Below are 23,243 nucleotides of genomic sequence, written 5' to 3' on the forward strand. Positions count from 1 at the left end.
TATATTTCTTTTATCATAACACGCTGCTATCACTACGTGAAAAAGAAAAGGCAGAAATGGTAACTTTCCACCTCTACCTTTTCACCGTTATTTTAATTTAGCAATCCGTTTCTCCATCTCTTTTTGCGTCATCGGTCCAATGAACTTATCTTGAATGACACCTTCTGTATCAATAAAATAAGAAGTTGGAATGGTAATTACTTTATACGCTGTTGTCACATCAATGTTCTTGTCCAATAAAATAGGAAAAGTAATTCCTTTTTCTTTAGCGAAGTTCCTTACCTTTTCTTCTCCCCCTCCTTTTTCTGAAGGAGTATAGTTTATAGCTAAAATTTCTACGTTTTCTTTATGTTCTTTATAAAAGGCCTCCATATCAGGCATTTCTTGCTGACAAGGCCCACACCACGTTGCCCAAAAGTTTAAAATAACTTTCTTTCCTTTTAAATTGGATAACTTTACATTCGTTCCATCTATCTTTGCTAATTCAAAATCTGGTGCGCTCTTTCCAATTTCAATACCGTTCCTTGCGAAAATCTCTTTCATAGCAGCTTCACTTTTGGCAGGCTTTTCTTGCATTACTTGATCCTCTTTACCAAACTGTTCATAAGCTGCATATCCCGCTAAACAAAGTAACACTACAATAATGGTAAGCTTCCGCCACATATTATATCACCCTTACGTGTTTATCTTCTTATTACATAATCACCAAAATACTATATACCTTATTTTAGCTTATACGGACAAGCTTGGAAATATTCACAGTCGAAATAGTTAGAATATTTATAGTCCAGATGAAATATTTCCCTTTTTATCATATAATTAGAAATAAATACAAAACTTGCGAGGTGATATGTATTTTACAATTACTTATCAACCCTTTCACTTTTGTTTTTTTCACTTTACCATTACTTTGTATTTTTTTTAGCACCTTACTATACAAATTCAAATGGGCTGCAATTATTATTTCTTTTACTGTTCCACTTATATTTTTCATTATCGTCTCTAAATTTAATATACACCTAGCTTTACAAAACTTAGACGCTTGGATTGTTTATAGTGCTGTTTATTCTGTACTTTCCTACATAACAGCAGCGCTAATACGAAGAAAACTGCACATGTAGAGCTTTCAAAAAGGGGGATTTTTATGAATTTATTTGAAAAAATACTATTATATATTCTTAGTTTTATATTTTCACCAATCGGGATTATCACTTGGATCATCTCGCTCTTCAGTAAAGATCCTGAAAAAAAGCAAGTGGGACGTATTTGTCTCTATATCGCTTTAATCTCATTTATCCTTTTAGCTGGTCTCGGTATTCTTAGTTTCTTCACGATGACTACCACCACTACTATACAATAGTTACAGAAAGGATGATTGTTTTGGGAGAACACCCTATTAGTAAAGAACTTCGCTATATACGCATATGTTTAGTTATTTTAGTAATCGTTCTTTTATTTTTCAACGGTGAACGAGTCGTTGAAATTTCTACAAATCATGATTCCATAGAAAATATTTCCACCAGTAATATGACACAGATTGCTGAAAATACATTTGCTATTCAAGAATATAATCCATCACTAAGTAGCGAACGTATAGTCAAGATTTTCAAGTATAATCCGGATACAAATCAACTTACTCTAGTAAAAGAGTTTAGTACTAACGATCCTGAGTCTTATACGTATCAACTTAATAAGAGTGAATAAAGATAAGAGCGCTATGTAGCTCTTATCTTTTTATTAGCATCTCTTTAAACAATGACTTACAATTTAATAATTCTCTAGGATCCCCACATTCCACAATACTCCCATTATTCATAACAACCACCCGATCCGCTATCATCGCATTCTCTACATCATGTGTCGTCACAATTCTCGTTACATTCCCCCCTAGCCCTTTAAGCATATTCCAAACCACTTCTTGATTGCTCGGATCTAATCCCGCAGTCGGTTCATCTAAAATAATAAGATTCGGATTTGATACAATCGCTCGCAATAACGCAAGACGTTTTCTCTCTCCTCCCGAAAACTCTTCACCGCTTTTATGTAGTACAGTTTGAATCCCTTCAGGTAAATCCCTAATAATCGGCTTCACATTTACAAGTTCAATATTTTTTGCTAACTGGTTTTCTAAATACTCTTCACCGAAATACATATTCTCTTTTATTGTCGTCCGAAAGAAACGAGGTTCTTGCCACACTGTAGTCATACGAGCCCCATTACCATAATAAACAATGCTACCGTTAGATGGTTTATACACACCCGTTATTAATTTTAAAAGCGTTGTTTTTCCTGCACCACTTTCTCCTACAATAATGACGAGTTCACCAGGATTAATTTGCAAATGAATATTTTTAATTCTACATCTCTCTTCGACGTTCTCTTGAAATGAAACATTTGTTAATCTCATTCCCATCGCTCTCTCTACATTTCTGTATTCAGCTCCTATATTTAAAAAACAAAAAACTCGATTTGCCGAAGCAATAGCAACTTGTGTCATCATTAATAAATCACTTGCATAACGAACAGGAAAAAATAACATCTCAATTGTAGCTAATACCGCCACAAGCGAACCGACTTCCATATCCCCTTTTATTATTTTTTTGCTCCTATAATAAGAACAACTATATATGCTCCTGTTTCTATTACCGTTCCAACTATCCCAATACAATGTTGTATCATCGTCTTCCTTACTTCTGTTTTATAAGATTGTGCCGTCACTCCTTTAAACAAATGAATTGCCCATTTTTCTTTTTGTAAGCTACGTAAATCTTGTATACCTTTTACAAACTGTGACATCATCTCTACAACACTTGATTGATTTTTTTGAGCAATACTTGCAATATTTCTTACTTTTCCCCCCATAAGCATTGGAACAATTGCACTTAAAAATAAAAACGGGGTTATCCACCATATGAACTGTACATCGATATGTTGTAGAGCTATGAACGCACCAATAAATTGTGCAATGGCGTGGATGTATTCTATTAATATAGATCCATATAACCTTACCCAATTCGGAATATTAGAAACGACTAATGTTTCTAACTCCCCTTGTTTTACCTTCTCACTTTCTTCAAACGGTAATAAGAAAAAATGACGTAATACATCTATACGCTTCTCTCGTAATATTCGCTGACTTACTTTTGAGCTTACATAATCAAATAACAGATTGTTCACCCACATCAAAAATCGACTCCCCGCAAACAAAGCAATATATACATACGTACCTTTTAACTCCCGCTGAATAATGTTATCTACAATTAGCCCCATAAATAGCGGACGGGATAAATTTAAAATGGCAGCTACTATTCCGCTACAAATCGCACTAATTAGCAATAGCTTTTCTTGCAACAGCGGCAACATTATTCTTCTATACTCATTCATTGTCATTCCCCCAATTTTGCATAATAAAAGGAAAGGGATGAAACCAAATGGTTTCATCCCTTTCCCTCTGTACATAAAGTAAGGAAGCTAACAAATGTTAGCTTCCTTACCATTCATTTCAATTATTTAGTTTGACACTTTAGACTCTTCGATTTTCGAACGAAGAACCATTTGCAAGATACCACCGTGACGGTAGTAGTCAATTTCAACTTCACTATCGAAACGAGCTACTACTTCAAATTGCTTCTCTTTTCCTTCTGCATCGATTGCAACTACTTTTACAAGATCGCGTGGTCTAACCGTTTTGTCAATTTGAATTTCAAATGACTCGTCACCAACAAGACCTAATGTTTCAGCACTGTCGCCATCTTTAAATTGTAATGGTAATACGCCCATTAATACTAAGTTACTGCGGTGAATACGCTCGAAGCTTTCTGCGATTACTGCTTTAATACCTAATAAGTTTGTACCTTTCGCAGCCCAGTCACGAGAACTTCCCATACCGTAGTCTTTACCAGCAACAACTAGAAGGCCTGTGCCATCTTCTTTATATTTCATCGCAGCATCATAGATAGATGTTACTTCACCAGTTGGCCAATATGTTGTATATCCGCCTTCTGTTCCTGGTGCGATTTGGTTTTTAATACGGATGTTTGCAAATGTACCACGCATCATAACTTCATGGTTACCACGACGAGAACCGTAAGAGTTAAAGTCGACTGGTTGTACGCCGTTTTCTAGTAAATAACGTCCAGCTGGCGTGTGCTTACCAATTGAACCTGCTGGTGAAATGTGGTCTGTCGTTACAGAATCACCAAATTTACCAACTATGCGTAAACCTGATAACGTTTCAACTTCACCTGGCTCTTTAGATAATCCTTCGAAGAACGGTGGGTTTTGAATGTATGTTGAATCATTATCCCAAGTATATAAAGCTTCATTTGAAGTTTGGATTTCATTCCAGCGCTCATTGCTGTTAAATACTTGTGCATATTCTTTTTTGAACAATTCAGATGTAACAACACTTTGAACTACATCTTCAATTTCTTTAGCTGATGGCCAAATATCATTAAAGTAAACAGCATTACCATTTACATCTTTACCGATTTCATCATTTTTCAGGTCAATATCAACAGTACCTGCAAGTGCATATGCCACAACAAGTGGTGGTGATGCTAAGTAGTTTGCCTTTACAAGTGGGTGAATACGACCTTCAAAGTTACGGTTACCAGATAAAACAGATGTTACTAATAAATCATTTGCTGCGATTGCTTCTTCTAATTCCTCTGCTAATGGACCAGAGTTACCGATACAAGTCGTACAGCCGTAACCAACTGTTTGGAAACCTAATTGATCTAAATACGTTGTTAAACCAGACTTATCTAAGTACTCTGTAACAACTTTAGATCCTGGTGCTAACGATGTTTTTACGTAACCAGGTACTTTAAGTCCTTTTTCAATTGCTTTCTTCGCAACTAACCCTGCTCCAATTAACACGTACGGATTTGACGTATTTGTACAGCTTGTAATTGCAGCAATTGCAATTCCACCTGTTTTCATCGTTACTTCTTGATCTTTCAATGTAACTTTCACTTCTTTATCAAACTCTTGCTCATTGAATCCAAGCCCTTGTGTTCCAACTGGTGCTACAACAGCTTTATGGAACTCCTCTTTCATATTTGAAAGTGGGATTAAATCTTGCGGACGTTTCGGTCCAGAAAGATTAGATTCGATTGTATTTAAATCAATTTCAACAAGATCAGTATAAATTGGATCTTTACTGTCTGCTGTATAGAATAAGCCATTTGCTTTACAATATTCTTCAACAACGCGAATTTGCTCTTCATCTCTACCTGTTAAACGTAAGTATTCTAATGAAATATCGTCGATTGGGAAGAATCCACAAGTTGCACCGTATTCTGGTGCCATATTTGAAATTGTTGCACGGTCAGCTAAAGGCATGCTCTTTAGTCCATTACCGAAGAACTCAACAAATTTACCAACTACACCTTTTTGACGTAACACTTGTGTTACTTTTAATGCAACGTCAGTTGCTGTTGTACCACTTGGAAGTGTACCAGTTAATTTCACACCGATTACTTCAGGTACTGGGAAATATGAAGGCTGTCCAAGCATTCCTGCTTCTGCTTCAATACCACCAACGCCCCATCCAAGAACACCAATACCATTAATCATTGTTGTATGTGAGTCAGTTCCAACTAATGAATCTGGGTATGCAACTAAGTCACCTTCAGCATTTTTCACCGCATGAACAACCGGTGCTAAATATTCAAGATTTACTTGGTGTACAATACCTGTTGCTGGTGGAACTGCACGGTAGTTATCAAATGATTTCTGTGCCCAGCTTAAAAATTTATAACGTTCTTCATTACGTTTAAACTCTAAGTCCATGTTGAATGCAAGCGAGTCCGCTGTACCCGCTCTATCAACCTGTACAGAGTGGTCAATTACAAGGTCTACAGTAATTTCTGGATTAATTTTATCAGGATCTCCGCCCATATCTGCCATTGCTTTACGAAGCGAAGCCAAATCTACAACAGCTGGAACACCTGTGAAGTCTTGTAAGATTACGCGAGATGGTTTAAACGGAACATCGATATCTTGAACATCTTTCGTTCCCCATTTCGCTAAATTTGTAACATGTTCTTCTGTAATTACGCGTCCGTCTACTTGACGAAGTACAGATTCAAGTAAAACTTTCACGGAATATGGTAATTGAGATACGTTGCCAACCCCTGCGTTTTCAAGCGCTTTCAATTGATAATAATGATACGTCTTTCCATCTAGTTCAAAAGTTGCACGTGATTGAAATGGATTATGTTTGACCATTATGTTTCCCCCCTGTTAAACGTGACTAATTTGTCTGAATATAAAATGTAGACAAACTTTTCAATACCTTACGATAATATCTTATTACAACTTTCTAAATAAGTAAATAATAAGAAACTTATGGATTATCATAAGTTTTCTTTATCTTTCTAAATTTGAATAGTGTCCATGCTCTTTATTAATACTATTACTATAAAGTAAAGCACTCTTTCAGTGTTTTACTTTACGTTCATATATGCTATGAACGACTCATGGTTCGTCTATAAAAAACATTATAGAGGTGAGAAAAATGGGTAAAAGAAAAGCCAATCATATTATTTCAGGAATGAATGCTGCATCCGCCCAAGGGCAAGGAACTGGCTATAATGAAGAGTTCGCAAATGAACCTTTAACTCCGGCAGAGCGACAAAATAATAAGAAACGAAAAAAGAATCAGTAACGAAAAATCCCAAAAGGTATACCTTTTGGGATTTTCTCTAATGTTTATAACGTAACAACTCCGAAACTGTTACAAATCGATAACCCTGCTTTTTCAGTTCAGGTAAAATTTTTGCTAATGCCGCCACTGTTTGACTACGATCACTTCCTCCATCGTGCAACAGTACAATATCTCCACTTTTAGCATTTTTCACAACATGATTTACTATGGATTCTGTACCCGGATTCGCCCAATCACGAGGGTCTTGATGCCATGACCATAGAACAATTTGATACCCAGCTTTTTTTGCCGTAGTAAATACAGCATCATTAATATATCCACCTGGCGGACGGAACAATAAAGGTTCTTTCACCCATTTTTCAAAATATTTCTTTCCATTTAAAATATCATGTTCTAATTTTTCATCTGATGAATTACTCGCATACAAATGATTCATCGTATGATTTCCGATTTCATGCCCTTCTTTCAACACTTGCTTTACTAAGTACGGATTACGCTGAACTCGAAAGCCAATCATAAAAAAAGTCGCTTCCGCTTTATATTGACGTAATAACTCTAATACTTGCGGTGTATAAGTTGGGTCCGGTCCATCATCAAATGTAATTGCGATAATTTTTTCATTATTTGGCACTTCCCATGTTACATAGCCAGTTGGCTCTAGCTCTTTTCTTAACAACATTTTAGCTTCCACTTTGTCCACTTGAAATATATGTACTGCACAAATTAAAGAAAAAATTGATAGAATAATTTTTCGTTTCAGCATAGTAGCACTAAAAGTAATGAGGTTGTTGAATTCACAACAACCTTTTTCACTTTTCTATTTGATCTACATTTCGCATAATATTTTGGAGATTACTTTCATATTGCTCAAGTTGTGGACGCTGCGTTTCTGATGCTACTTCAAGTGCATTTTGAATCTGTTCGTACGCCTCTTGCACTTCTTGGCGTAACTCTTTTAAATCATGGCCGTAATTCGGGTCATTTTTCACAATATTATTGAATATATTTTCCGCTTGAACAACCCCTTGCTGCGCGGCCTGAAAAGCCTGTTGCTTATCTTTATGATATGGCATAACACTTTCCCCTTCCTATATGAGTTAGTCCTACTTATCTTTACCCATTTCTCAAAAAACATTCTCGTATAAATTCGCAAACTTCTCTCATTCTAAATAGGGAGAGGAGGTGTAAAATACAATGGGTAAAAACAAGAATCAATCTAATCGTCAAAACGAGAAAAAAGGGCAATCTTCTGGACAGCCCGAGCCTTTAAGTGGATCTCATAAAGTTAAAAACCGTAATCATTCACGTCAAAAAAATCATGCACATCATGATATGTAAAGCAAAAGTATTCACACACACTGTATCTTTCACATAAAATGTTTATATTTTTCTATTTGTTCTTCACCTCTATTTCATTCATGCATAACATAGTATGAATTGAGATTTTACGGAGGGTGTCTTTCATGGGCAAGAAAAAGAAGGATTGTCTTTTTCATGTTGATGGTTTCGAAGAATGGATGGATCAATTTTGTTCCGATTCTTATAGTAACTTTAGTTTTCCAAATCAAATTCATATTGACCTTTGTGAAACAGAACAAGAATACATTTTGGAAACAGATGTACTAAATGTAACTGAACAAGATGTACTCATTAAAAAGATGGAGACAGGCCTAAACATTTGCATACTTCATAAAAATAATTCTTTACAGCGGATAATTCCTTTACCTGCTAATATTATTTATAAGAAGATGCTAGCCTGCTTAGAGAATGGATATTTAGCCATTCATATTTCCAAAAATGAAGTTGCCAACACGCATGAAGAGAAAGTCTTTTTTCGAATTAACGATTAATATAAATACAAACATAAGCCCCAGCAACCTTTTAGTTTGCTGGGGCTTATGTTATTTCGCATGTATTTCTATTTTAGAATTTCTAATATATCTTTTTTTCATTAAGCTTTTTGTAACTAATAGGACTGGAAATGCAGTGGTTGAAAAAACAGCTAATATAAAAAATACAATAAAGCCATTTTGATATCCATAATGATCGAGAAGTATCCCGCCAAACCAAGGACCAATTACTACTCCAATTCCCGAAAAGCCCATAGCTCCAAAATATGTCCCTTTCAAATGCGAAACAGCTATCTCATCAATAAATACATCTGTCATTGAAAACATTAATACTTCTCCGAATGTAAAAATAATTGTACATATAGCAGCCCCTAACATAGATTCTACTAGTCCAAATCCAAACAATCCCCCGCTCACAAATAACGTTCCAACCATAATAGATGCTAACGGCGTATACTTTTTACACATTTGAATAACAGGGTATTGAATAACTACTACTGTAACCGCATTTAAAGTTAGCATATATGAGAACAACTTTACTCCATCTTGAAATATATGTGCGTTTGCAAAATATTGAGATAGTGTCGTCGTTAAATGTGAAAAACCACTATTACTCAAAATGATTCCGACTAAAGCAACTAAAAATACTATGTCTTTTCGCAAAATCCGAACCGCACTTAACATTGTGACCGGATTTTCTGTAGTTACTTTCTTATTATCAAGTGGATATTTCTTAAATTGAAACGCTAATATAACTGTATATAAAATGTACACTCCAGCGGCTACTAAAAAAGGAATCGTTGATTTTGCACTTCCAATCTGTAATCCAACAAGTGGACCCATCGCTACTCCAACATTTATTGCACCGTAACGCAAATTATATACGAGTAAACGATACTCTGGTTTCGTTAAATCTGATAATAAAGCTCTTGATGTCGGTTCAAAAAAAGAACGACATAATCCATTCAAAGCGTTTAATAGAAAGAAACTCAAAACATGATCTGCAACTGAAAATCCTATAAATACAAACACCCAAACAATCATGGACCATATTATAATCATCTTTCGACCAAATCGATCCGATAAATTGCCTCCAATAAAACTAGCTAACACTCCAACAAGCGCACTCGTTCCAATGATAGCACCGGTCATTCCAGCCGATACGTCTTTAACAGTCGTTAAATAAATCGCTAAAAAAGGAATGCTCATTGAAGTTGCAAACCTAGCAAATAATGTCCCTATAATGATACTCATTCCAAGTGGATGAATATTTTGTAACTTCCCCTTCATCTTTAAACCTACTCTCCCTTTTCTTACATAAAAAAAGAAAGCAAAGGATCTGCTTTCTTTTTCCTTTTTCTATACTTGAGATGTTTATACCCGAGCTGTTCTCGTTATTTCCATATCAATTCCGTATGTAAACTGTAGTTCTTTACAAACATCTTTAATCAAAATAGCTACATTATACTTTTCATTAAATTCTAAAACAATGCTTTCTACTTCTTCATATGTATACTTATATTCGCCAGTAATTACACTTTTTAAATCAAAGCATTCATTAATACAAAGCTGGACGAGTAATTGTTCATACTTCTCTATGACATCTTCTTTTTTCCAAAGTAACTCCTTTACATATAACCGATCAAATTTCACACTTTCTCGATTACAATCCGTTAAAATCCGGGTCATCTCATTTAATTCTCGATATAATTCGGAAATATTTCTGCTTAAACTAAGCAACTTATCTACGCCGTTTTCATATGGCATTTTCATTCCCCCCCGCATTTTCTTCTTATTATAGCAAGAAAATTCTAAAAAAAGTTTCTTTCTTCTGAAATATTAGGAAACTAATTTCAATTGCTTTACAATGAAACTAGCTAACACGAAAGGGGAAAGAAAATTGGAGAAAAAATTATATTACATCGACGCTTATAAGAAAGACTTTACTACTAAAGTTATAAAACAAGAGCATGATACAGAAGGAAACTTATATGTTGTCTTAAATGAAACTGCATTTTATCCAACAGGCGGCGGACAACCACATGACACTGGAACTTTAAATGGTATTCCGGTAAGTAACGTTGAAGAAGTAAATGGAGAAATTCGTCATTTCATAATAGAACAATTACATACAGAAGAAGTAGAGGGTAAAATAGATTGGGAGCGCCGTTTTGACCATATGCAACAACATACGGCTCAGCACATTTTATCCGCTGCTTTTTGGGATCACTTTAACATACCGACGATCGGGTTCCATCTTGGAAAAGAAACTATAACCATTGATTTAGAAACTGCCAATCTTTCTACAGAAACTGTTGAGAAGGCCGCACAAATTGCTAATCAAATTGTTTTTGAAAACCACCCTATTCGTATTAAATGGATGAACTTAGAAGAGGCCAAAGCATTACCCCTTCGCAAAGAACCAACTATGACAGAAAATATACGCGTTGTTATTATCGCAAATTATGATTACAACGGCTGTGGCGGAACGCATCCGAAACACACTGGTGAAGTAGGTCCTATTCAAGTACTAGGATGGGAGCGCAATAAAGGTGGTATACGCTTAACATTTATAGCTGGTTGGCGTTCTCTTAAATTAATGGGACAACATCAACAAATATTAACCGATGTTTCTAAGCAATTGAACAGTAGCGAAACTGATATTCCAGCAAAAGTAGCACAACTTCTTACCTCTCAAAAAGAAAACGAAAAGGCAATACAAGCAATGAATGAAAAACTATTATTTGTAGAAGCAAATGAACTATTACAACAATCGGAAGAAATACATGCTGGAACACTTATCTCTCGAGCATTTACAAATCGCTCTATGCAAGAAGTCGCAAAACTAGCTGCCATTATTACAGAACAACAAGAACACGCAATTACATACTTCGTTATTGAAAATGAGGACAAATTACAATGTATTCTTGCTTGTGGTAAAGCAGTGACACTCGATATGAATGCTCTTTTAAAAGATGCCCTCCCTTCTATTGAAGGAAAAGGCGGAGGAAATAAAAAGAGTGCTCGTGGCGGTGGGAAAGCAATTATGAGTAGAGATGAGTTTTTAAATCAACTTGTTTCTTCTTTACAGTCAGCAGTGTAAAACATGTTTATGAAGGGTAGCTAACGGCTATCCTTCAATTATTTACAGGCCTATATTTTGTTTCAAGCCTTGATAACTCCCTGCACTTGCAAAACCTTCACTTATAAGAGTTATAAAAGTTTCCGAAAAACCATAATGACTTAAGTCTTTAATCACTACCATTTGTACATCATGAATTGGATTAAGATCAAATTCATTAGAAGGTAACGTAATTTCACCTTCAATCCTTTCAAGCAGAAACGTAATATGTAATAAAGATGGACTAGCATCTGGTTTATCACAAACATAGAGTAGCTTCTTAATTTTAACTTCTAATCCTGTTTCTTCTCTCATTTCTCGAATCATCGCTTCTTCTAACGTTTCACCATTCTCTACCCTTCCCCCAGGTAAAGACCAATTGCGATTAGCAACTTTTTGCTTTACTAGCAATACTTTTTCATCTTCAATTAAAATTCCCGTAACACGAACTTGCATTACACTTTCCATATGTAATCTCCTCTTCCCGTTATATTTACAAATTAATCCTTCCACAAAAAGAACATATGTTTTATAATTAAAGAAAATTATGGAAGAAAGAAGTTGTTACATCTATGCGTCCACCTTTAACAAAGTCTATATCACTTGAAGATTTCCAAAACTTTTATTGGTTAAAAGCAGAACTGCAAACATTTTGTCGTGAGCATGGTTTGTCAGCTAGTGGCTCTAAGATTGAAATAACCGAGCGTATCTCACATTATTTACATACTGGTAAAATATTAAAAAACAGCTCTAGTCAAAAGGTGAGTAAAGCTTCCCTCTCTTATAAAGAACTTTCTCTTCAAACGATTATTACTAACAATCACCGCTGTAGCGAAGATGTTCGTGCTTTTTTCAAAGAAAAAATCGGAGCAAACTTCCGCTTTACAGTAGCTCTTCAAAAATTTTTTAAAGAGAATGTTGGAAAAACATATGAAGACGCGATAACGTTTTGGTATGAAGAAAACGAACGAAAAAAAGATCCTACATACAAAACAACTATCAGCGCGCAGTTTGAATACAATCGTTTCACTCGCGACTTTTTCGAAGATCCAAATAACAAAGGGAAATCAAAAGCTGATGCTATCGCTGCTTGGAATGAAATAAAAGCAAAACCTGGTAGTAATGCTTATGTTCCTCAAAAAGTAGAAAACTAGTCCCTTTCTAGTTTTCTACTTTCTCAAATAATAGCGCAAGCCCTATTCCACCACCAATTCCTAACGTCGTAATTCCATATTTCATATGCTCTCTTTGTGCTTGATAAAACAAACGTGTCACAAGCATAGCTCCAGATGCACCGTACGGATGACCGAGCGCAATTGCTCCACCATTTACATTTAATTTTTCAAAAGGAATTTGTAACTCCTTTGCACAAGCAACAATTTTTGAAGCAAATGCTTCATTTATTTCAAAATAATCGATGTCCTCTACTTTCATATTCATTTCGTTTAATAATTTGTTCACCGCAAATATCGGACCAGTCCCTGGAAGATTTGGATCCACGCCAACTACAGCACTACGAACGAAACGAAGAACTGGCTTGTACCCTAATTTCTGTGCTTGCCCCTCTTCCATTACAAGAACAGCACATGCTCCATCATTTACACCGCACGAATTACCTGCTGTTACCGTTCCATTTTGTAAAAATACAGGTTTCGTTCTCTTAATCATTCTTTCATAATTCATTTCCCGCTTTATAGATTCATCTAATAATCCATTAAAATAATGAGGTAATATCTCTTCTTGTATATATCCTTTTTCTAATGCTTGCAGCGTTCTTTTATAGCTAAGACAAGCATATTCATCTTGCATCTCTTTTGTTATGTTATATTGCTCTGCAACATACTCAGCCGCCAATCCCATATCTGGATCCCCAATTGTTTCAGGTGAAAACCGCGCTCTATTTTGAAAAGGTGACGTACTTGTACTCTCTACGCCCCCAGCAATATAACAATTACCTGCATCCCCTTGAATAAAATGACACGCAGTACGAATTGCTTCCAATCCAGCTCCGCATTGCCGGTCAATCGTTACACCAGGTATATGATAACCAAGCCCAGCTTCTAAAGCAGATAATCTTGCAACATTACCTCCCGGTCCAACAACATTCCCTAATATAACATCGTCTATTTCTCTCTCAATTCCTTTACTTAAAAACGTAAGAAGTGGTGCTGCTAATTGCTGAACTTCATAATCTTTCAACATCCCGTTTTTTTTACCAATAGGTGTTCTTTTCGCTTCTACAATAACCGCCCTATTCATATATCTTCTCCCGGTTTTCAATCATACTTTTTGCTGCATTGCGAGCTATTTTCCCGCTATTTGTATAAGGTATTTCATCAACAAAGTACCATTCTTTCGGTATTTTAAAAGATGATAATCGTTGTAAGCAAAAACTTTTTAATTGTTGCTTTGTAGCACTTCCTTTTACGATAGCGACAGGCTTTTCACCCCAGTAACTATCTTCTACACCAACCACAACTATTTCTTCAACAGCTGGATGTGTCTGTAATACCCTTTCTATTTCTTCTGGGAAAATATTGATTCCTCCAAATAAAATCATATTCTTCTCTCTACCAACAATATATATAAAGCCTTCTTCATCTTGGTAGCCCACATCCTGCACTGTCATCCAGCCACCTTCGGACAATTGCGGGATTATAGCTCCATCCGATACATAGCCCATAAAGAATTGATCACTTTTCACATACACAGTTCCTATCTCACCTGTCTGTACTTCTTCTCCTGCTTCATTACATATTCGAACTTGTACATTATGACAAGGTTTCCCTACTGAATTCGGTTTTCTTTCACTCTCTTCATCAACCAATGCCGTTACAAAGCTTAGCTCAGACGCACCATAAAACTCATATCTTTTTGCATAAGGAAACACATTCTTCATCTTCTCTTTTGCTTCAGCTTCCCATTTGGCTCCTGACGAAATAATTTTCATTTCACTTTCAATTACTTTATTTTCTTTATACAAAGACTCAAGCATTGTAGGAACTGTATACATTACAGAAATATTCTCTATCCTTATACTAGATAGCACTTGAACTGGTACAAACTTTCTCATTATGTGTACCGTTTGCCCTAAAAACAATGCACTTATTGCCCCGTATAAGAAAAGAGAATGAACAAGCGTCCCAGCTATTAAAATAGAATTTTCCTTTTTCATATGAAAGTCATGTACATTACAATCAAAACTATGTACCCACGACTGTTGAGCACGTAAAAACGCTTTTGCTTTTCCAGTCGATCCTGATGTAAATCCCATATAAAAAGGAGCGTTTTGTACATTTTCTACAGAATGATATGCAGGAAGATAGTTCTCAATCATTTCTTTCCATTCTTCAATCTCAATAATCCTTCCTTCTTCGCACGATATATCACTAAGCCTATACTGCTCCGCCACAATAATATCCGGTTTACTAATCGCTATTCTTTCTTTAAGTTCATCTCGTTTCCATTTTATATCTAGTGGCACACAAACCCATCCAGCCATAGCGGAACCCGCAAATAGTTGTAAAAATTCCATACTATTCTCTAATAAAATTGCTATCGTTTTATTCTGCGATTCTTTTTCATTCAACCAGTTTGCTACTTTACACACTGACTCAAACCATTCTTTATATGTTAATACTCTATCATTTTCTTTAATCGCTATTTTATTTGGTTGTAAAGAGGCATACTTTTTATATTCTTTTGTAATCCCCATATGAGACGTCCTTTCTTTACAAAATAATAAAAAGAAACACGCAAGTAACGTGTTTCTCCTTTTTCTTACCCTGCATTTGTAATTTTTTTATTCTTCAAAGCAGGCGTAATAATATGTTTCAATGAGCGATGTAATCTTGTCACAAGAATCGCTGCTATAGTCGCCTTTATGCAATCACCTGGTAAAAATGCGACACTTACTTTCATCGTTTCCCATACGGAAATATCCATTACGAAAGCTTGGACAATGATACCAAATACATAAACTACGAAAATACCACCAATTATATTAATACATAATACCTTTATTATAGAAACTTCACGTAAACGCTCAATTAAATAACCAATGACAAACGCTCCAACGATATAACCAAGTAAATATCCTGCACTTGGCCCAACAAATACGCCTGGACCACCGCGTCCACCAGCAAGTAATGGTGCTCCAACTCCAACTATAAGTAAGAAAATAAGCTGACTTAACGCACCAAGACGTGATCCTAACAATCCACCAGCAAGCATAACACCGAGTGATTGTAATGTAATCGGAACTGGTGTAATAGCAAGAGCAATTGGGGGTATTAATCCTAACACTCCCATAATAGAACTAAATAAAGCGACGAAAACTAAGTTTTTTGTATTCATATTTGCTTCTCCTATTTGTAAACTTAAAATGTTTTTTAGGTAACATATTATAGGAGTTATATTATCTTTTCACTAGCTTTTTGTCAACTTATTTTTAATATTGGTTTACAAATATAAATTCAATTATTTCTCTTTATGCAAATGCTCAAGTTCTTTTCGAAGTGCCTGTTTTAAAAACTTCCCAACAGATGTTTTCGGTATTTCTTCCATAAATACAATATCATCTGGTAACCACCACTTCGCAAACTGCGGTTTTAAAAACTCATATATTTCTTCTTTTGTAACCGTACTATTTTTCTTTTGAACAACGCAGGCAACTGGGCGTTCTTGCCACTGCGGATGAGGAATTGCAACGACAGCCGCTTCAAATATAGCATCATGTGCCATTAAAGCATTTTCAAGATCCACTGAAGAAATCCATTCTCCCCCGCTTTTAATAACATCTTTCGTACGATCAACAATTTTCACGCAGCCTTCCTCATCAACTGTAACAACATCACCAGTATATAACCAACCGTCTCGGAATCCTTCGACAGTACGATCATCGTTATAATAGCTTTCAGCGATCCAAGGTGCTCGTAAACATAACTCTCCCATCTCAGTACCATCCCACTTCACTTCACCATTTGTACCGACTACTTTCATCTCTACACCAGGGACAAGATATCCTTGTTTTGAGCGGATTTCTAATTGCTCTTCATATGATAATTCTGTTTCATAACTTTTTAAACGTGCAAGTGTTACGAGTGGGCTTGTTTCAGTCATACCATATGCATGTACGAAAGGAACATTATATTTTTGCTCAAATGCTTTAATAACGCTTTTCGGTGCAGCTGCACCACCGCATAATATTCTCGTTATACTAGATAAATCGTAACTATTATTTTCTAACTCTTGTAATACACCGAGCCAAATTGTCGGCACACCTGCTGCTATCGTTACTTTTTCAGCTTGAATCATCTCTAATAAAATTTTTGGAGTAAACATTGGTCCTGGCAGAACTTGTTTAGTTCCAAACCAAGTAGCTGCAAAAGGAAGCCCCCAAGCGTTCACATGGAACATCGGTACAATTGCCATCGCCGCATCACTTTCCGATAAAGCAGCTGTATCCGCTAAACCGAGTGCCATACAATGCAATACAGTACTACGATGCGTATATACAACACCTTTTGGGTTTCCTGTAGTCGCTGACGTATAACACATACCAGCAGGTGTATTTTCATCAATATCTTTTACAAATTGGAAAGTTGGATCGCCTTCTTCTAATAGCTTTTCATAATGATATACAGGTTCTAGCGTAGTATTGGGAAGTTCATCTTTATCAGTCATAATAATGTAGGCTTGTACAGTTGATAATTGTGATTGAATATTTTCAACAAGTGGTACGAGATCTTCATCTATAAGTAGAATTCGATCTTCTGCGTGCTGAATAATGTATGAAATATGTTGAGGAGATAAACGAATATTAATTGTGTGTAAAACGGAAGTAATACCAGGAATAGCAAAATACGCTTCCACATGTCGATGATGATTCCACGCTAACGTTCCTATACGCTCGCCTTCTTTAATTCCTAATTTTTTTAACGCACTAGAAAGCCTTCTCGTCCTTTCACCTAACTGCTTATACGTTAATGTCGTAACTGTGTCATGTGTCCGTGAAACAATTTCTTTCTTTGAAAACAGTTTTTCTGCTCTTTCCATCATAGAACTAATTGTTAGCGGTACATTCATCATCATATTGGTTATATCCCCCTTTAAAGCGTTTTCATTTCTGTATATTATAACAGACTTCTACAAATAATTACGATATTTTTTCTGTATTTTCTGAATTATTTCTTTGGAAATAATTCAGAACGATAAAAAACATATTTTGAATACATTGATTCGAAACATGTTTTTTATTTTTTATAAACTATCTACCTTTTTTCTTACTTTCTTTTTCATTTTAAAAATAAAACGATTACTGTATTCCTTATTTTCTACTAAAATTCGATACATCTCCCACACTCCTACAACACGAACAAAAAGATAGACTCCAATAGCAATAAGTACAACACAGTACGGATAATACTGCACTAATTCTCCTGAAGTGATATGCTTTTTCTCAAATAAAAATGGTATCGCTCCTGCTGCTATAAAACAAAATCCAACGATCATTACTGCAGCATACTTCTTCTTAATTACTTCATATCTTTTTGTCAATTCTTTTAGAAAGTTTTGATCAAATAGTAATTCTTCTTTTTTTAATACATTGTATCGACTCTCTTCTATCGTTACAGGTACCATCATCGCTCCAATTCCAAGGACAGCAATGATAATGACAAGGAATGTAGACATTGTTGCATTTTCTTTAAATAATAAATACGGTATTGTAGATAAAATAAGCAAGCTAAATCCTAATGCGATATATTTAGAAATTTTTTGCCCATACACTATATACCCTTCCGCCATTTCCTTACTTACATAATAACCATTTTCCTTTTCATTACTTTGCTCAGCAGTTTCTTTTAATAAGTAATCAAGAGATACTTCAAATACATTTCCAATCATTATTAGTTTTTCGGTTTCAGGAAAACCTTGACCATTTTCCCATTTACTAACCGCTTGTCTTGTTGTGTTTAATTTCTCAGCTAACGCTTCTTGAGAAAGGCCTTTTTCCTTTCTTAATTTAAAAAGCTTCTCACCAAATTCCATATGTGTGTCCCCCTTTGTTTTCTTAACTAAATTGTATGTAAACATTGCTCTTATCTCTATCTTCCTGTGGTTGCACTTTGTCAACTTACGGTTGCGATTGTGTTATATAGCGGTTTTGTATACGATTTAGCTAGTTTTCTTCTATGATTGTGGTATTAAGAAAAACAATATTTCTCAATAACCAATTATAACAATTAAAGGTAATTATTGTTATACGTAAAACAAAAACCCCCTTATTCAATTAAAGGAGTTTTCAATATAAAATATTTCATTGATTCATATATCTTTTCCTAGATATACAATACCTTTTCGTATCACGATACTTACCTTTAATGAACAAATCCTTTTGAATTGTACAATCGTATTCCATATTCAAACGTTTCATTAATTTTTCAGATGCTTCATTTTCTGAATTACATCCTGCTTCAATACTATTAAGACGTAACTCATTAAAACCATAGCTAAAAAAAGCTGAAGCCGCCTCGGTAGCTAATCCTCTACCCCAATATTTTCGTGATAAGGCGTATGCAATTTCCGCTTTATGTTCAGTTACATCATATTTTATAAATCCACAAGTCCCTATGAGTTTTTGTTCCTCTCTTAATACAATTCCAAAGGGAGCTACCTTTTCTTTCTCATATTGACTCACAATTTCTTCTATATATTTTTGTGTGTCATGTAACGATTGATGAGCATCCCATACTGTATACGTTGACATTTCTTTATCTGAGGCATACTCATATATATGTAAAATATCACTCATATTAATTTCCCTTAATATAAGACGTTTCGTATACAACGCTGGATATGACCACTTCTCAACAATCATAGCGGCTTCTGCTTAAACCTTTCATAATTCCGTACCTTTAATGAAAGGATATTCCCGCAATCTGTACAAATATAAGCATCCACTGGTGAAGATGTGAACATCGTTTCCTTTTTCCGTATTTGTGCATAACCGATAAACTCACCTTCTCCTATGTTTTGAGAACCGCAATGAGAGCATGTCTGCACGTCTTTCTGTTTCATGAGAGCACCACCTTTAATCTGTTTCCACTCCCTTCGACAGTTCGTTTCCATTTCCCTTCCAAAAAACCTCTTATTCTCTTACATTTCAACAGGAATCTCAGAAGAAAAATCGTATATGTACTATGAACTATATTAATTGACGGAGGAATCGTATGAGTACAATTATGACAGTCAATACAGCACAAGAAATTGAAAACGCAGAAATACATATGCTTTCTTCTAGATTAGAGGCACTACAAACAATAAGCGGCAACCCAATGCAAGTACAAACGAAAAAGTTCGGGAGTGCCACTGCCTTTTCATCAAAAGTAATTGCTGGTCCTGCTTTTAATACAGTAAAGGGCATTACATTTACAAATACAGGTGAGATAGATGAAATCATCGCTTATTATCAATCACTACAAATCCCTTGCCGTTTTGAAATTACACCAGCGCAAGGTACAACTGAATTATTTCAATACTTATCTCAAAAAAATTTTTATCAATCTAACTTCCATACCGCTTTATATAGTTTACCAAGAGAAGACTCATCGCTGCTGCCTTCTAACATTTCAGTACGCCAACTAAAAGAAAATGAATTCAATATTTTTGCAGACATATATGTACGTGGATTTAACATGCCATCCTTTACAAAATATGGTGTGCACCAAAATAACGAAATTCTTTACAATAAACCAGGATGGTATTTTTTCATAGCCGAAGTTCAAAACACTCCTGCTAGTATAGGGGTACTTTATATAAATAAAGGTGTTGCTTCATTAGCTGCTTCTGCTACTTTGCCAGAATTTCAACGTAAAGGTTGTCATACCGCATTAATTCAAAAACGAATTGAGACCGCTGTTGCATCCAATTGCAATTTAATAGTTGGACAAGCTCGATTTGGTAGCGGCAGTCAAAATAATATGGAACGTGCCCATATGAAAATTGCTTATACAAAATCAATATGGACTGCGAAAGACATATAATTAACTTTCTTTTTCTTTCTATTACGAATGTATACATTTTATGACAATTACCTTTCTATCCTGTTACTCATTTGAATATTCGAAATAAATTTGTTACGCTATTACTAGATACATCATTCAACTTGCAATATGAAAAGAGAATTCTACTCAAACTACAAGGAGGAGAAATGTATGACTAAACATGATCATGGTTTAAAAGAAAAAGTAGAAGGTGCCATTGATAAGGTAAAGGGTGAAGTAAAGGAAGTTGTCGGGAAAGTAACTGACAATAAAAAATTACAAGCCGAGGGAAAATGGGATAAGGTGAAAGGCACTGCTAAAGATACTGTCGGTAATGTAAAAGAGAAAATACATGAATATAAAGAGAACAAATAAAAAAGAGCCACGATGTATGGTCGTGCAAGTAGTAAGTTACTAGATCTGAGAAGATTGTCAGCTACTCAAAAATGAAAATACAACCGAGAAAGTAAGAGAGTTTGTATTTTACATTTACCCATAAGATCATTTTAAAATGACAAATAGATGCCTCAAGGCATCTATTTGTCTATAAAGAACTATTTTACTTCTATTGTATAATTACCTAATCCTAATCACTCAGGTTTTTCCTTACTAACATTTTCTAACATAATGCCTTTGCTAGAGTATAAGATTACTTTTACATCTTATTTTGTGAAATTTGGTTTTAGGTCACCTGTATACGGTTCATGCTCAACAAAGATTTTTATATCTTTTCCATTCGCATCTTTCCCTATTCTTGTATACGTAAATTTATCTTTATTTAACTCTGTAAGTTCAAGGACCGCACCATATTTATTATTTCCTAACGAAACGTGAGCTCTTATTTTATTGTCATGTACAACATCGAAGAAACCATAATCCCCACGACTTATCCCTGTATTCATATTGAAAAACTCATATTTATTTGTATTTTTATCATATTTTGCTAGACTGATTAAGTTAGAGTTGTAGTTTGTTACATTATTACCCTGTTCATCTAATACCACTGTTCCGTTCCATAGAGTACTAGATAAGATTTCATCTCCATCAACGTCTGTAACTATTTTACCCGTCGAGCTTTCTAAATTTTTATCAGGTCGGGTAAAAGAAAGCTCTTTTTCTTGATAAGGAACATGCTCAACAAATACTTCTACATCGTTCCCTTTTGCATCTTTCCCCATCCTTTTATATGTAAATTTCTCCTTGTCTAATTGCGTTAATTCAACAACTGCTTGATAATTTTGCGTTTCAGAAATTAACACTCTTTTCTTTCCATCGTTGGTTATAAAATAGGTACCGCTATCATTACGACTCTCTCCTGTATTTGCATTAAAAAATTCATACCTTGCAGTTTTAGCATCATATTTTACAAACCCGATGAAATTTTGATTTTCTTTCGTTAAATCATTATGATCTTTGTCATAGACTTTTGTCCCTTTCCAGTTTGTTTCACCAAGTATACTAGCTAGTAGCTGCCCTTTCGTTTGTTGAGTTTCTTGTATTGCATTGTATAAAAATTGTGCATACTGTTCACGCGTCACATCCATACTTGGAGCGAATTCCCCTCCTCCTACTCCTTTTGCAATATTATTTGTTTGAACAGCACTAATTGCATTTCTTGCCCATGAGTTCGTTGAAACGTCATTAAAAGTATGATCACTCTTTGCCTTTAAATGAAAAGCATTTGTAAGAACCTGTGCCATTTCTGCACGTGTTAAGGATGCCTTCGGTCTAAAGTTCCCATACTCATCACCCTTAAAAACACCCATTTCTGTTAAAGACAAGATTTCCTTTATATAGCTTGTCGAATCTTCGCTTACGTCCCCATATGGGTTCTGATAATTTTTGTTTTCTGCCATATTAAAATAACGATACATTAAAGCTGCAACTTGTTCGCGTGTTACGTTATCTCCAAAACCAAATCTTCCATCATCATAGCCGAAAATAATTTTCTCACCTGTTAATTGATGAATCGCCTCATATGACCAGTGCCCCTTTGGAACATCTTTGAATACACCAGTATGATTCGTTTGTGGTGTAACCTCCTCTGCTTTCACCTCTCCATTTTTTTCACTTAATAGGCTTCCACCTAAAACTGCTGATATGATACATGTTTTTAAAATTGTTTTATTCATAGCTTCCCAATCCCTTCCTTCATTTAACAAAGAATTACACCACTTATCTTCCAAAAGAAGATTCTATGTGAACAATTCATGTTTTAAATTTTGATTACAGCTAATTGGTTACACCTCCAAAGTTCTTTTTCGTAGTATCCATAGCTGTTATATATAGGAATTATAAATAGCAACTATAAATTGCCCATAAATAAATTATTAAAAAAAGATAAAATTAAGATAATATATTTTTAATCTCAATCAAAAAAAACGTTATTCTTTCTCATCTAGCTTGTTAAGAAAGAATAACGTTTTTTTAATTCTAGGGTCCCTTTTGGAAAAAAAGAGGTTTATTTTATATGTCCAAAAACAATTTCACGGTCTTTTCCAAACAAAACATCGGAAAAAAGCCGTGGCATATACTTATTTTATAATTGACGGAAG

The 23,243-nt window shown here is 35.0% G+C and carries 24 protein-coding genes and 1 pseudogene; 9 read left to right on the plus strand and 16 right to left on the minus strand.

Annotated elements, in window-relative coordinates:
• Nucleotides 1-87: 87 nt before the first annotated feature.
• Nucleotides 88-663 (minus strand): TlpA family protein disulfide reductase, encoded by a 576-nt coding sequence (locus tag NSQ69_RS17640; RefSeq protein ID WP_002128499.1) that lies wholly within the window; start codon nucleotides 661-663, stop codon nucleotides 88-90.
• 481 nt (nucleotides 664-1,144) lie between these two features.
• Between NSQ69_RS17640 and NSQ69_RS17645 the strand changes: the two genes are divergently transcribed.
• Complete coding sequence (locus NSQ69_RS17645) at nucleotides 1,145-1,360, plus strand: hypothetical protein (RefSeq protein ID WP_002121369.1); 216 nt, start codon at nucleotides 1,145-1,147, stop codon at nucleotides 1,358-1,360.
• Nucleotides 1,361-1,371: 11 nt separating this feature from the next.
• Complete coding sequence (locus NSQ69_RS17650; protein ID WP_080017234.1) at nucleotides 1,372-1,704, plus strand: YmzC family protein; 333 nt, start codon at nucleotides 1,372-1,374, stop codon at nucleotides 1,702-1,704.
• A 22-nt stretch (nucleotides 1,705-1,726) separates the two neighbouring features.
• On the opposite strand, the pseudogene NSQ69_RS17655 reads toward NSQ69_RS17650, so the two are convergent.
• Nucleotides 1,727-3,441: pseudogene (locus NSQ69_RS17655) on the minus strand (ABC transporter ATP-binding protein).
• Between the two features lie 69 nt (nucleotides 3,442-3,510).
• The gene (acnA, locus tag NSQ69_RS17660) at nucleotides 3,511-6,234 is read right to left on the minus strand and encodes an aconitate hydratase AcnA (RefSeq protein WP_002014285.1); all 2,724 of its coding nucleotides are present in this window, start codon (nucleotides 6,232-6,234) and stop codon (nucleotides 3,511-3,513) included.
• A 289-nt stretch (nucleotides 6,235-6,523) separates the two neighbouring features.
• Here acnA and sspO point away from each other — a divergent pair, with 289 nt between their 5' ends.
• Entirely contained in the window at nucleotides 6,524-6,673 is a 150-nt protein-coding gene (gene sspO, locus NSQ69_RS17665; protein WP_002033549.1) for a small acid-soluble spore protein O, read from the plus strand.
• Between the two features lie 37 nt (nucleotides 6,674-6,710).
• On the opposite strand, the gene pdaB is transcribed toward sspO, so the two are convergent.
• Nucleotides 6,711-7,436 carry a polysaccharide deacetylase family sporulation protein PdaB gene (gene pdaB / locus NSQ69_RS17670; protein WP_002066634.1) on the minus strand — a complete coding sequence of 242 codons (726 nt, stop codon included), beginning with the start codon at nucleotides 7,434-7,436 and terminating at the stop codon, nucleotides 6,711-6,713.
• Between the two features lie 46 nt (nucleotides 7,437-7,482).
• Entirely contained in the window at nucleotides 7,483-7,746 is a 264-nt protein-coding gene (locus NSQ69_RS17675; protein ID WP_002014282.1) for a hypothetical protein, read from the minus strand.
• Between the two features lie 121 nt (nucleotides 7,747-7,867).
• On the opposite strand from NSQ69_RS17675, the gene NSQ69_RS17680 reads away from it, so the two are divergent.
• Nucleotides 7,868-8,011: a small acid-soluble spore protein P gene (locus NSQ69_RS17680; protein WP_002128508.1), complete on the plus strand. Its 144-nt coding sequence runs from the start codon at nucleotides 7,868-7,870 to the stop codon at nucleotides 8,009-8,011.
• 125 nt (nucleotides 8,012-8,136) lie between these two features.
• Nucleotides 8,137-8,523, plus strand: coding sequence for an Hsp20/alpha crystallin family protein (locus NSQ69_RS17685; protein WP_002066632.1), 387 nt, complete (start codon nucleotides 8,137-8,139; stop codon nucleotides 8,521-8,523).
• 51 nt (nucleotides 8,524-8,574) lie between these two features.
• Here the strand turns inward: NSQ69_RS17685 and NSQ69_RS17690 are convergent, their stop codons facing one another.
• Entirely contained in the window at nucleotides 8,575-9,813 is a 1,239-nt protein-coding gene (locus NSQ69_RS17690; protein WP_002128510.1) for an MDR family MFS transporter, read from the minus strand.
• An 84-nt stretch (nucleotides 9,814-9,897) separates the two neighbouring features.
• Nucleotides 9,898-10,290 carry a hypothetical protein gene (locus tag NSQ69_RS17695; RefSeq protein ID WP_002137716.1) on the minus strand — a complete coding sequence of 131 codons (393 nt, stop codon included), beginning with the start codon at nucleotides 10,288-10,290 and terminating at the stop codon, nucleotides 9,898-9,900.
• A gap of 133 nt (nucleotides 10,291-10,423) precedes the next feature.
• On the opposite strand from NSQ69_RS17695, the gene NSQ69_RS17700 reads away from it, so the two are divergent.
• The gene (locus NSQ69_RS17700; protein ID WP_148312556.1) at nucleotides 10,424-11,626 is read left to right on the plus strand and encodes an alanyl-tRNA editing protein; all 1,203 of its coding nucleotides are present in this window, start codon (nucleotides 10,424-10,426) and stop codon (nucleotides 11,624-11,626) included.
• Between the two features lie 42 nt (nucleotides 11,627-11,668).
• Here the strand turns inward: NSQ69_RS17700 and NSQ69_RS17705 are convergent, their stop codons facing one another.
• Entirely contained in the window at nucleotides 11,669-12,112 is a 444-nt protein-coding gene (locus NSQ69_RS17705) for an NUDIX hydrolase (protein WP_002128512.1), read from the minus strand.
• Nucleotides 12,113-12,216: 104 nt separating this feature from the next.
• On the opposite strand from NSQ69_RS17705, the gene NSQ69_RS17710 reads away from it, so the two are divergent.
• Nucleotides 12,217-12,798, plus strand: coding sequence for a DUF6434 domain-containing protein (locus NSQ69_RS17710; RefSeq protein WP_002128513.1), 582 nt, complete (start codon nucleotides 12,217-12,219; stop codon nucleotides 12,796-12,798).
• A 7-nt stretch (nucleotides 12,799-12,805) separates the two neighbouring features.
• On the opposite strand, the gene NSQ69_RS17715 is transcribed toward NSQ69_RS17710, so the two are convergent.
• From NSQ69_RS17715 to NSQ69_RS17745, 7 genes are all read right to left on the minus strand, one after another.
• Entirely contained in the window at nucleotides 12,806-13,903 is a 1,098-nt protein-coding gene (locus NSQ69_RS17715) for an acetyl-CoA C-acyltransferase (protein ID WP_002192725.1), read from the minus strand.
• Entirely contained in the window at nucleotides 13,896-15,359 is a 1,464-nt protein-coding gene (locus NSQ69_RS17720; protein WP_002185169.1) for an acyl-CoA synthetase, read from the minus strand. Before NSQ69_RS17720 ends, NSQ69_RS17715 begins: the two co-directional genes overlap by 8 nt.
• A 65-nt stretch (nucleotides 15,360-15,424) precedes the next feature.
• Nucleotides 15,425-16,000 (minus strand): biotin transporter BioY, encoded by a 576-nt coding sequence (locus NSQ69_RS17725; RefSeq protein WP_002014265.1) that lies wholly within the window; start codon nucleotides 15,998-16,000, stop codon nucleotides 15,425-15,427.
• A 123-nt stretch (nucleotides 16,001-16,123) separates the two neighbouring features.
• Nucleotides 16,124-17,737: a long-chain fatty acid--CoA ligase gene (locus tag NSQ69_RS17730; RefSeq protein WP_002128516.1), complete on the minus strand. Its 1,614-nt coding sequence runs from the start codon at nucleotides 17,735-17,737 to the stop codon at nucleotides 16,124-16,126.
• A gap of 168 nt (nucleotides 17,738-17,905) precedes the next feature.
• On the minus strand, nucleotides 17,906-18,694 hold the full coding sequence (locus tag NSQ69_RS17735; RefSeq protein WP_002128517.1) for a helix-turn-helix domain-containing protein: 789 nt from the start codon (nucleotides 18,692-18,694) through the stop codon (nucleotides 17,906-17,908).
• Nucleotides 18,695-18,962: 268 nt separating this feature from the next.
• The gene (locus NSQ69_RS17740) at nucleotides 18,963-19,523 is read right to left on the minus strand and encodes a GNAT family N-acetyltransferase (protein ID WP_078203414.1); all 561 of its coding nucleotides are present in this window, start codon (nucleotides 19,521-19,523) and stop codon (nucleotides 18,963-18,965) included.
• Nucleotides 19,520-19,723 carry a hypothetical protein gene (locus NSQ69_RS17745; RefSeq protein ID WP_033708017.1) on the minus strand — a complete coding sequence of 68 codons (204 nt, stop codon included), beginning with the start codon at nucleotides 19,721-19,723 and terminating at the stop codon, nucleotides 19,520-19,522. The genes NSQ69_RS17740 and NSQ69_RS17745 overlap by 4 nt, the downstream gene beginning before the upstream one ends.
• A 152-nt stretch (nucleotides 19,724-19,875) precedes the next feature.
• Between NSQ69_RS17745 and NSQ69_RS17750 the strand changes: the two genes are divergently transcribed.
• A complete protein-coding gene (locus NSQ69_RS17750; RefSeq protein ID WP_078203415.1) occupies nucleotides 19,876-20,688 on the plus strand; it encodes a GNAT family N-acetyltransferase in 813 nt (270 codons plus the stop codon).
• A 171-nt stretch (nucleotides 20,689-20,859) separates the two neighbouring features.
• A complete protein-coding gene (locus NSQ69_RS17755) occupies nucleotides 20,860-21,063 on the plus strand; it encodes a CsbD family protein (protein WP_002033531.1) in 204 nt (67 codons plus the stop codon).
• 287 nt (nucleotides 21,064-21,350) lie between these two features.
• Here the strand turns inward: NSQ69_RS17755 and NSQ69_RS17760 are convergent, their stop codons facing one another.
• Complete coding sequence (locus tag NSQ69_RS17760; RefSeq protein ID WP_341099565.1) at nucleotides 21,351-22,820, minus strand: DUF4822 domain-containing protein; 1,470 nt, start codon at nucleotides 22,818-22,820, stop codon at nucleotides 21,351-21,353.
• Between the last annotated feature and the right edge of the window lie 423 nt (nucleotides 22,821-23,243).

This window comes from Bacillus sp. FSL R10-2201 (assembly GCF_038008665.1).
In the GTDB taxonomy this organism is placed as follows: domain Bacteria; phylum Bacillota; class Bacilli; order Bacillales; family Bacillaceae_G; genus Bacillus_A; species Bacillus_A mycoides.

Excerpts from the sequence above, each read along its gene's own strand:
- NSQ69_RS17640 (WP_002128499.1), bottom strand. The coding sequence starts at position 663 with ATGTGGCGGAAGCTTACCATTATTGTAGTGTTACTTTGTTTAGCGGGA.
- NSQ69_RS17645 (WP_002121369.1), top strand. The coding sequence starts at position 1,145 with ATGAATTTATTTGAAAAAATACTATTATATATTCTTAGTTTTATATTT.
- NSQ69_RS17650 (WP_080017234.1), top strand. The coding sequence starts at position 1,372 with ATGATTGTTTTGGGAGAACACCCTATTAGTAAAGAACTTCGCTATATA.
- acnA (WP_002014285.1), bottom strand. The coding sequence starts at position 6,234 with ATGGTCAAACATAATCCATTTCAATCACGTGCAACTTTTGAACTAGAT.
- sspO (WP_002033549.1), top strand. The coding sequence starts at position 6,524 with ATGGGTAAAAGAAAAGCCAATCATATTATTTCAGGAATGAATGCTGCA.
- pdaB (WP_002066634.1), bottom strand. The coding sequence starts at position 7,436 with ATGCTGAAACGAAAAATTATTCTATCAATTTTTTCTTTAATTTGTGCA.
- NSQ69_RS17675 (WP_002014282.1), bottom strand. The coding sequence starts at position 7,746 with ATGCCATATCATAAAGATAAGCAACAGGCTTTTCAGGCCGCGCAGCAA.
- NSQ69_RS17680 (WP_002128508.1), top strand. The coding sequence starts at position 7,868 with ATGGGTAAAAACAAGAATCAATCTAATCGTCAAAACGAGAAAAAAGGG.
- NSQ69_RS17685 (WP_002066632.1), top strand. The coding sequence starts at position 8,137 with ATGGGCAAGAAAAAGAAGGATTGTCTTTTTCATGTTGATGGTTTCGAA.
- NSQ69_RS17690 (WP_002128510.1), bottom strand. The coding sequence starts at position 9,813 with ATGAAGGGGAAGTTACAAAATATTCATCCACTTGGAATGAGTATCATT.
- NSQ69_RS17695 (WP_002137716.1), bottom strand. The coding sequence starts at position 10,290 with ATGCCATATGAAAACGGCGTAGATAAGTTGCTTAGTTTAAGCAGAAAT.
- NSQ69_RS17705 (WP_002128512.1), bottom strand. The coding sequence starts at position 12,112 with ATGGAAAGTGTAATGCAAGTTCGTGTTACGGGAATTTTAATTGAAGAT.
- NSQ69_RS17710 (WP_002128513.1), top strand. The coding sequence starts at position 12,217 with ATGCGTCCACCTTTAACAAAGTCTATATCACTTGAAGATTTCCAAAAC.
- NSQ69_RS17715 (WP_002192725.1), bottom strand. The coding sequence starts at position 13,903 with ATGAATAGGGCGGTTATTGTAGAAGCGAAAAGAACACCTATTGGTAAA.
- NSQ69_RS17720 (WP_002185169.1), bottom strand. The coding sequence starts at position 15,359 with ATGGGGATTACAAAAGAATATAAAAAGTATGCCTCTTTACAACCAAAT.
- NSQ69_RS17725 (WP_002014265.1), bottom strand. The coding sequence starts at position 16,000 with ATGAATACAAAAAACTTAGTTTTCGTCGCTTTATTTAGTTCTATTATG.
- NSQ69_RS17730 (WP_002128516.1), bottom strand. The coding sequence starts at position 17,737 with ATGATGATGAATGTACCGCTAACAATTAGTTCTATGATGGAAAGAGCA.
- NSQ69_RS17735 (WP_002128517.1), bottom strand. The coding sequence starts at position 18,694 with ATGGAATTTGGTGAGAAGCTTTTTAAATTAAGAAAGGAAAAAGGCCTT.
- NSQ69_RS17740 (WP_078203414.1), bottom strand. The coding sequence starts at position 19,523 with ATGATTGTTGAGAAGTGGTCATATCCAGCGTTGTATACGAAACGTCTT.
- NSQ69_RS17745 (WP_033708017.1), bottom strand. The coding sequence starts at position 19,723 with ATGAAACAGAAAGACGTGCAGACATGCTCTCATTGCGGTTCTCAAAAC.
- NSQ69_RS17750 (WP_078203415.1), top strand. The coding sequence starts at position 19,876 with ATGAGTACAATTATGACAGTCAATACAGCACAAGAAATTGAAAACGCA.
- NSQ69_RS17755 (WP_002033531.1), top strand. The coding sequence starts at position 20,860 with ATGACTAAACATGATCATGGTTTAAAAGAAAAAGTAGAAGGTGCCATT.
- NSQ69_RS17760 (WP_341099565.1), bottom strand. The coding sequence starts at position 22,820 with ATGAATAAAACAATTTTAAAAACATGTATCATATCAGCAGTTTTAGGT.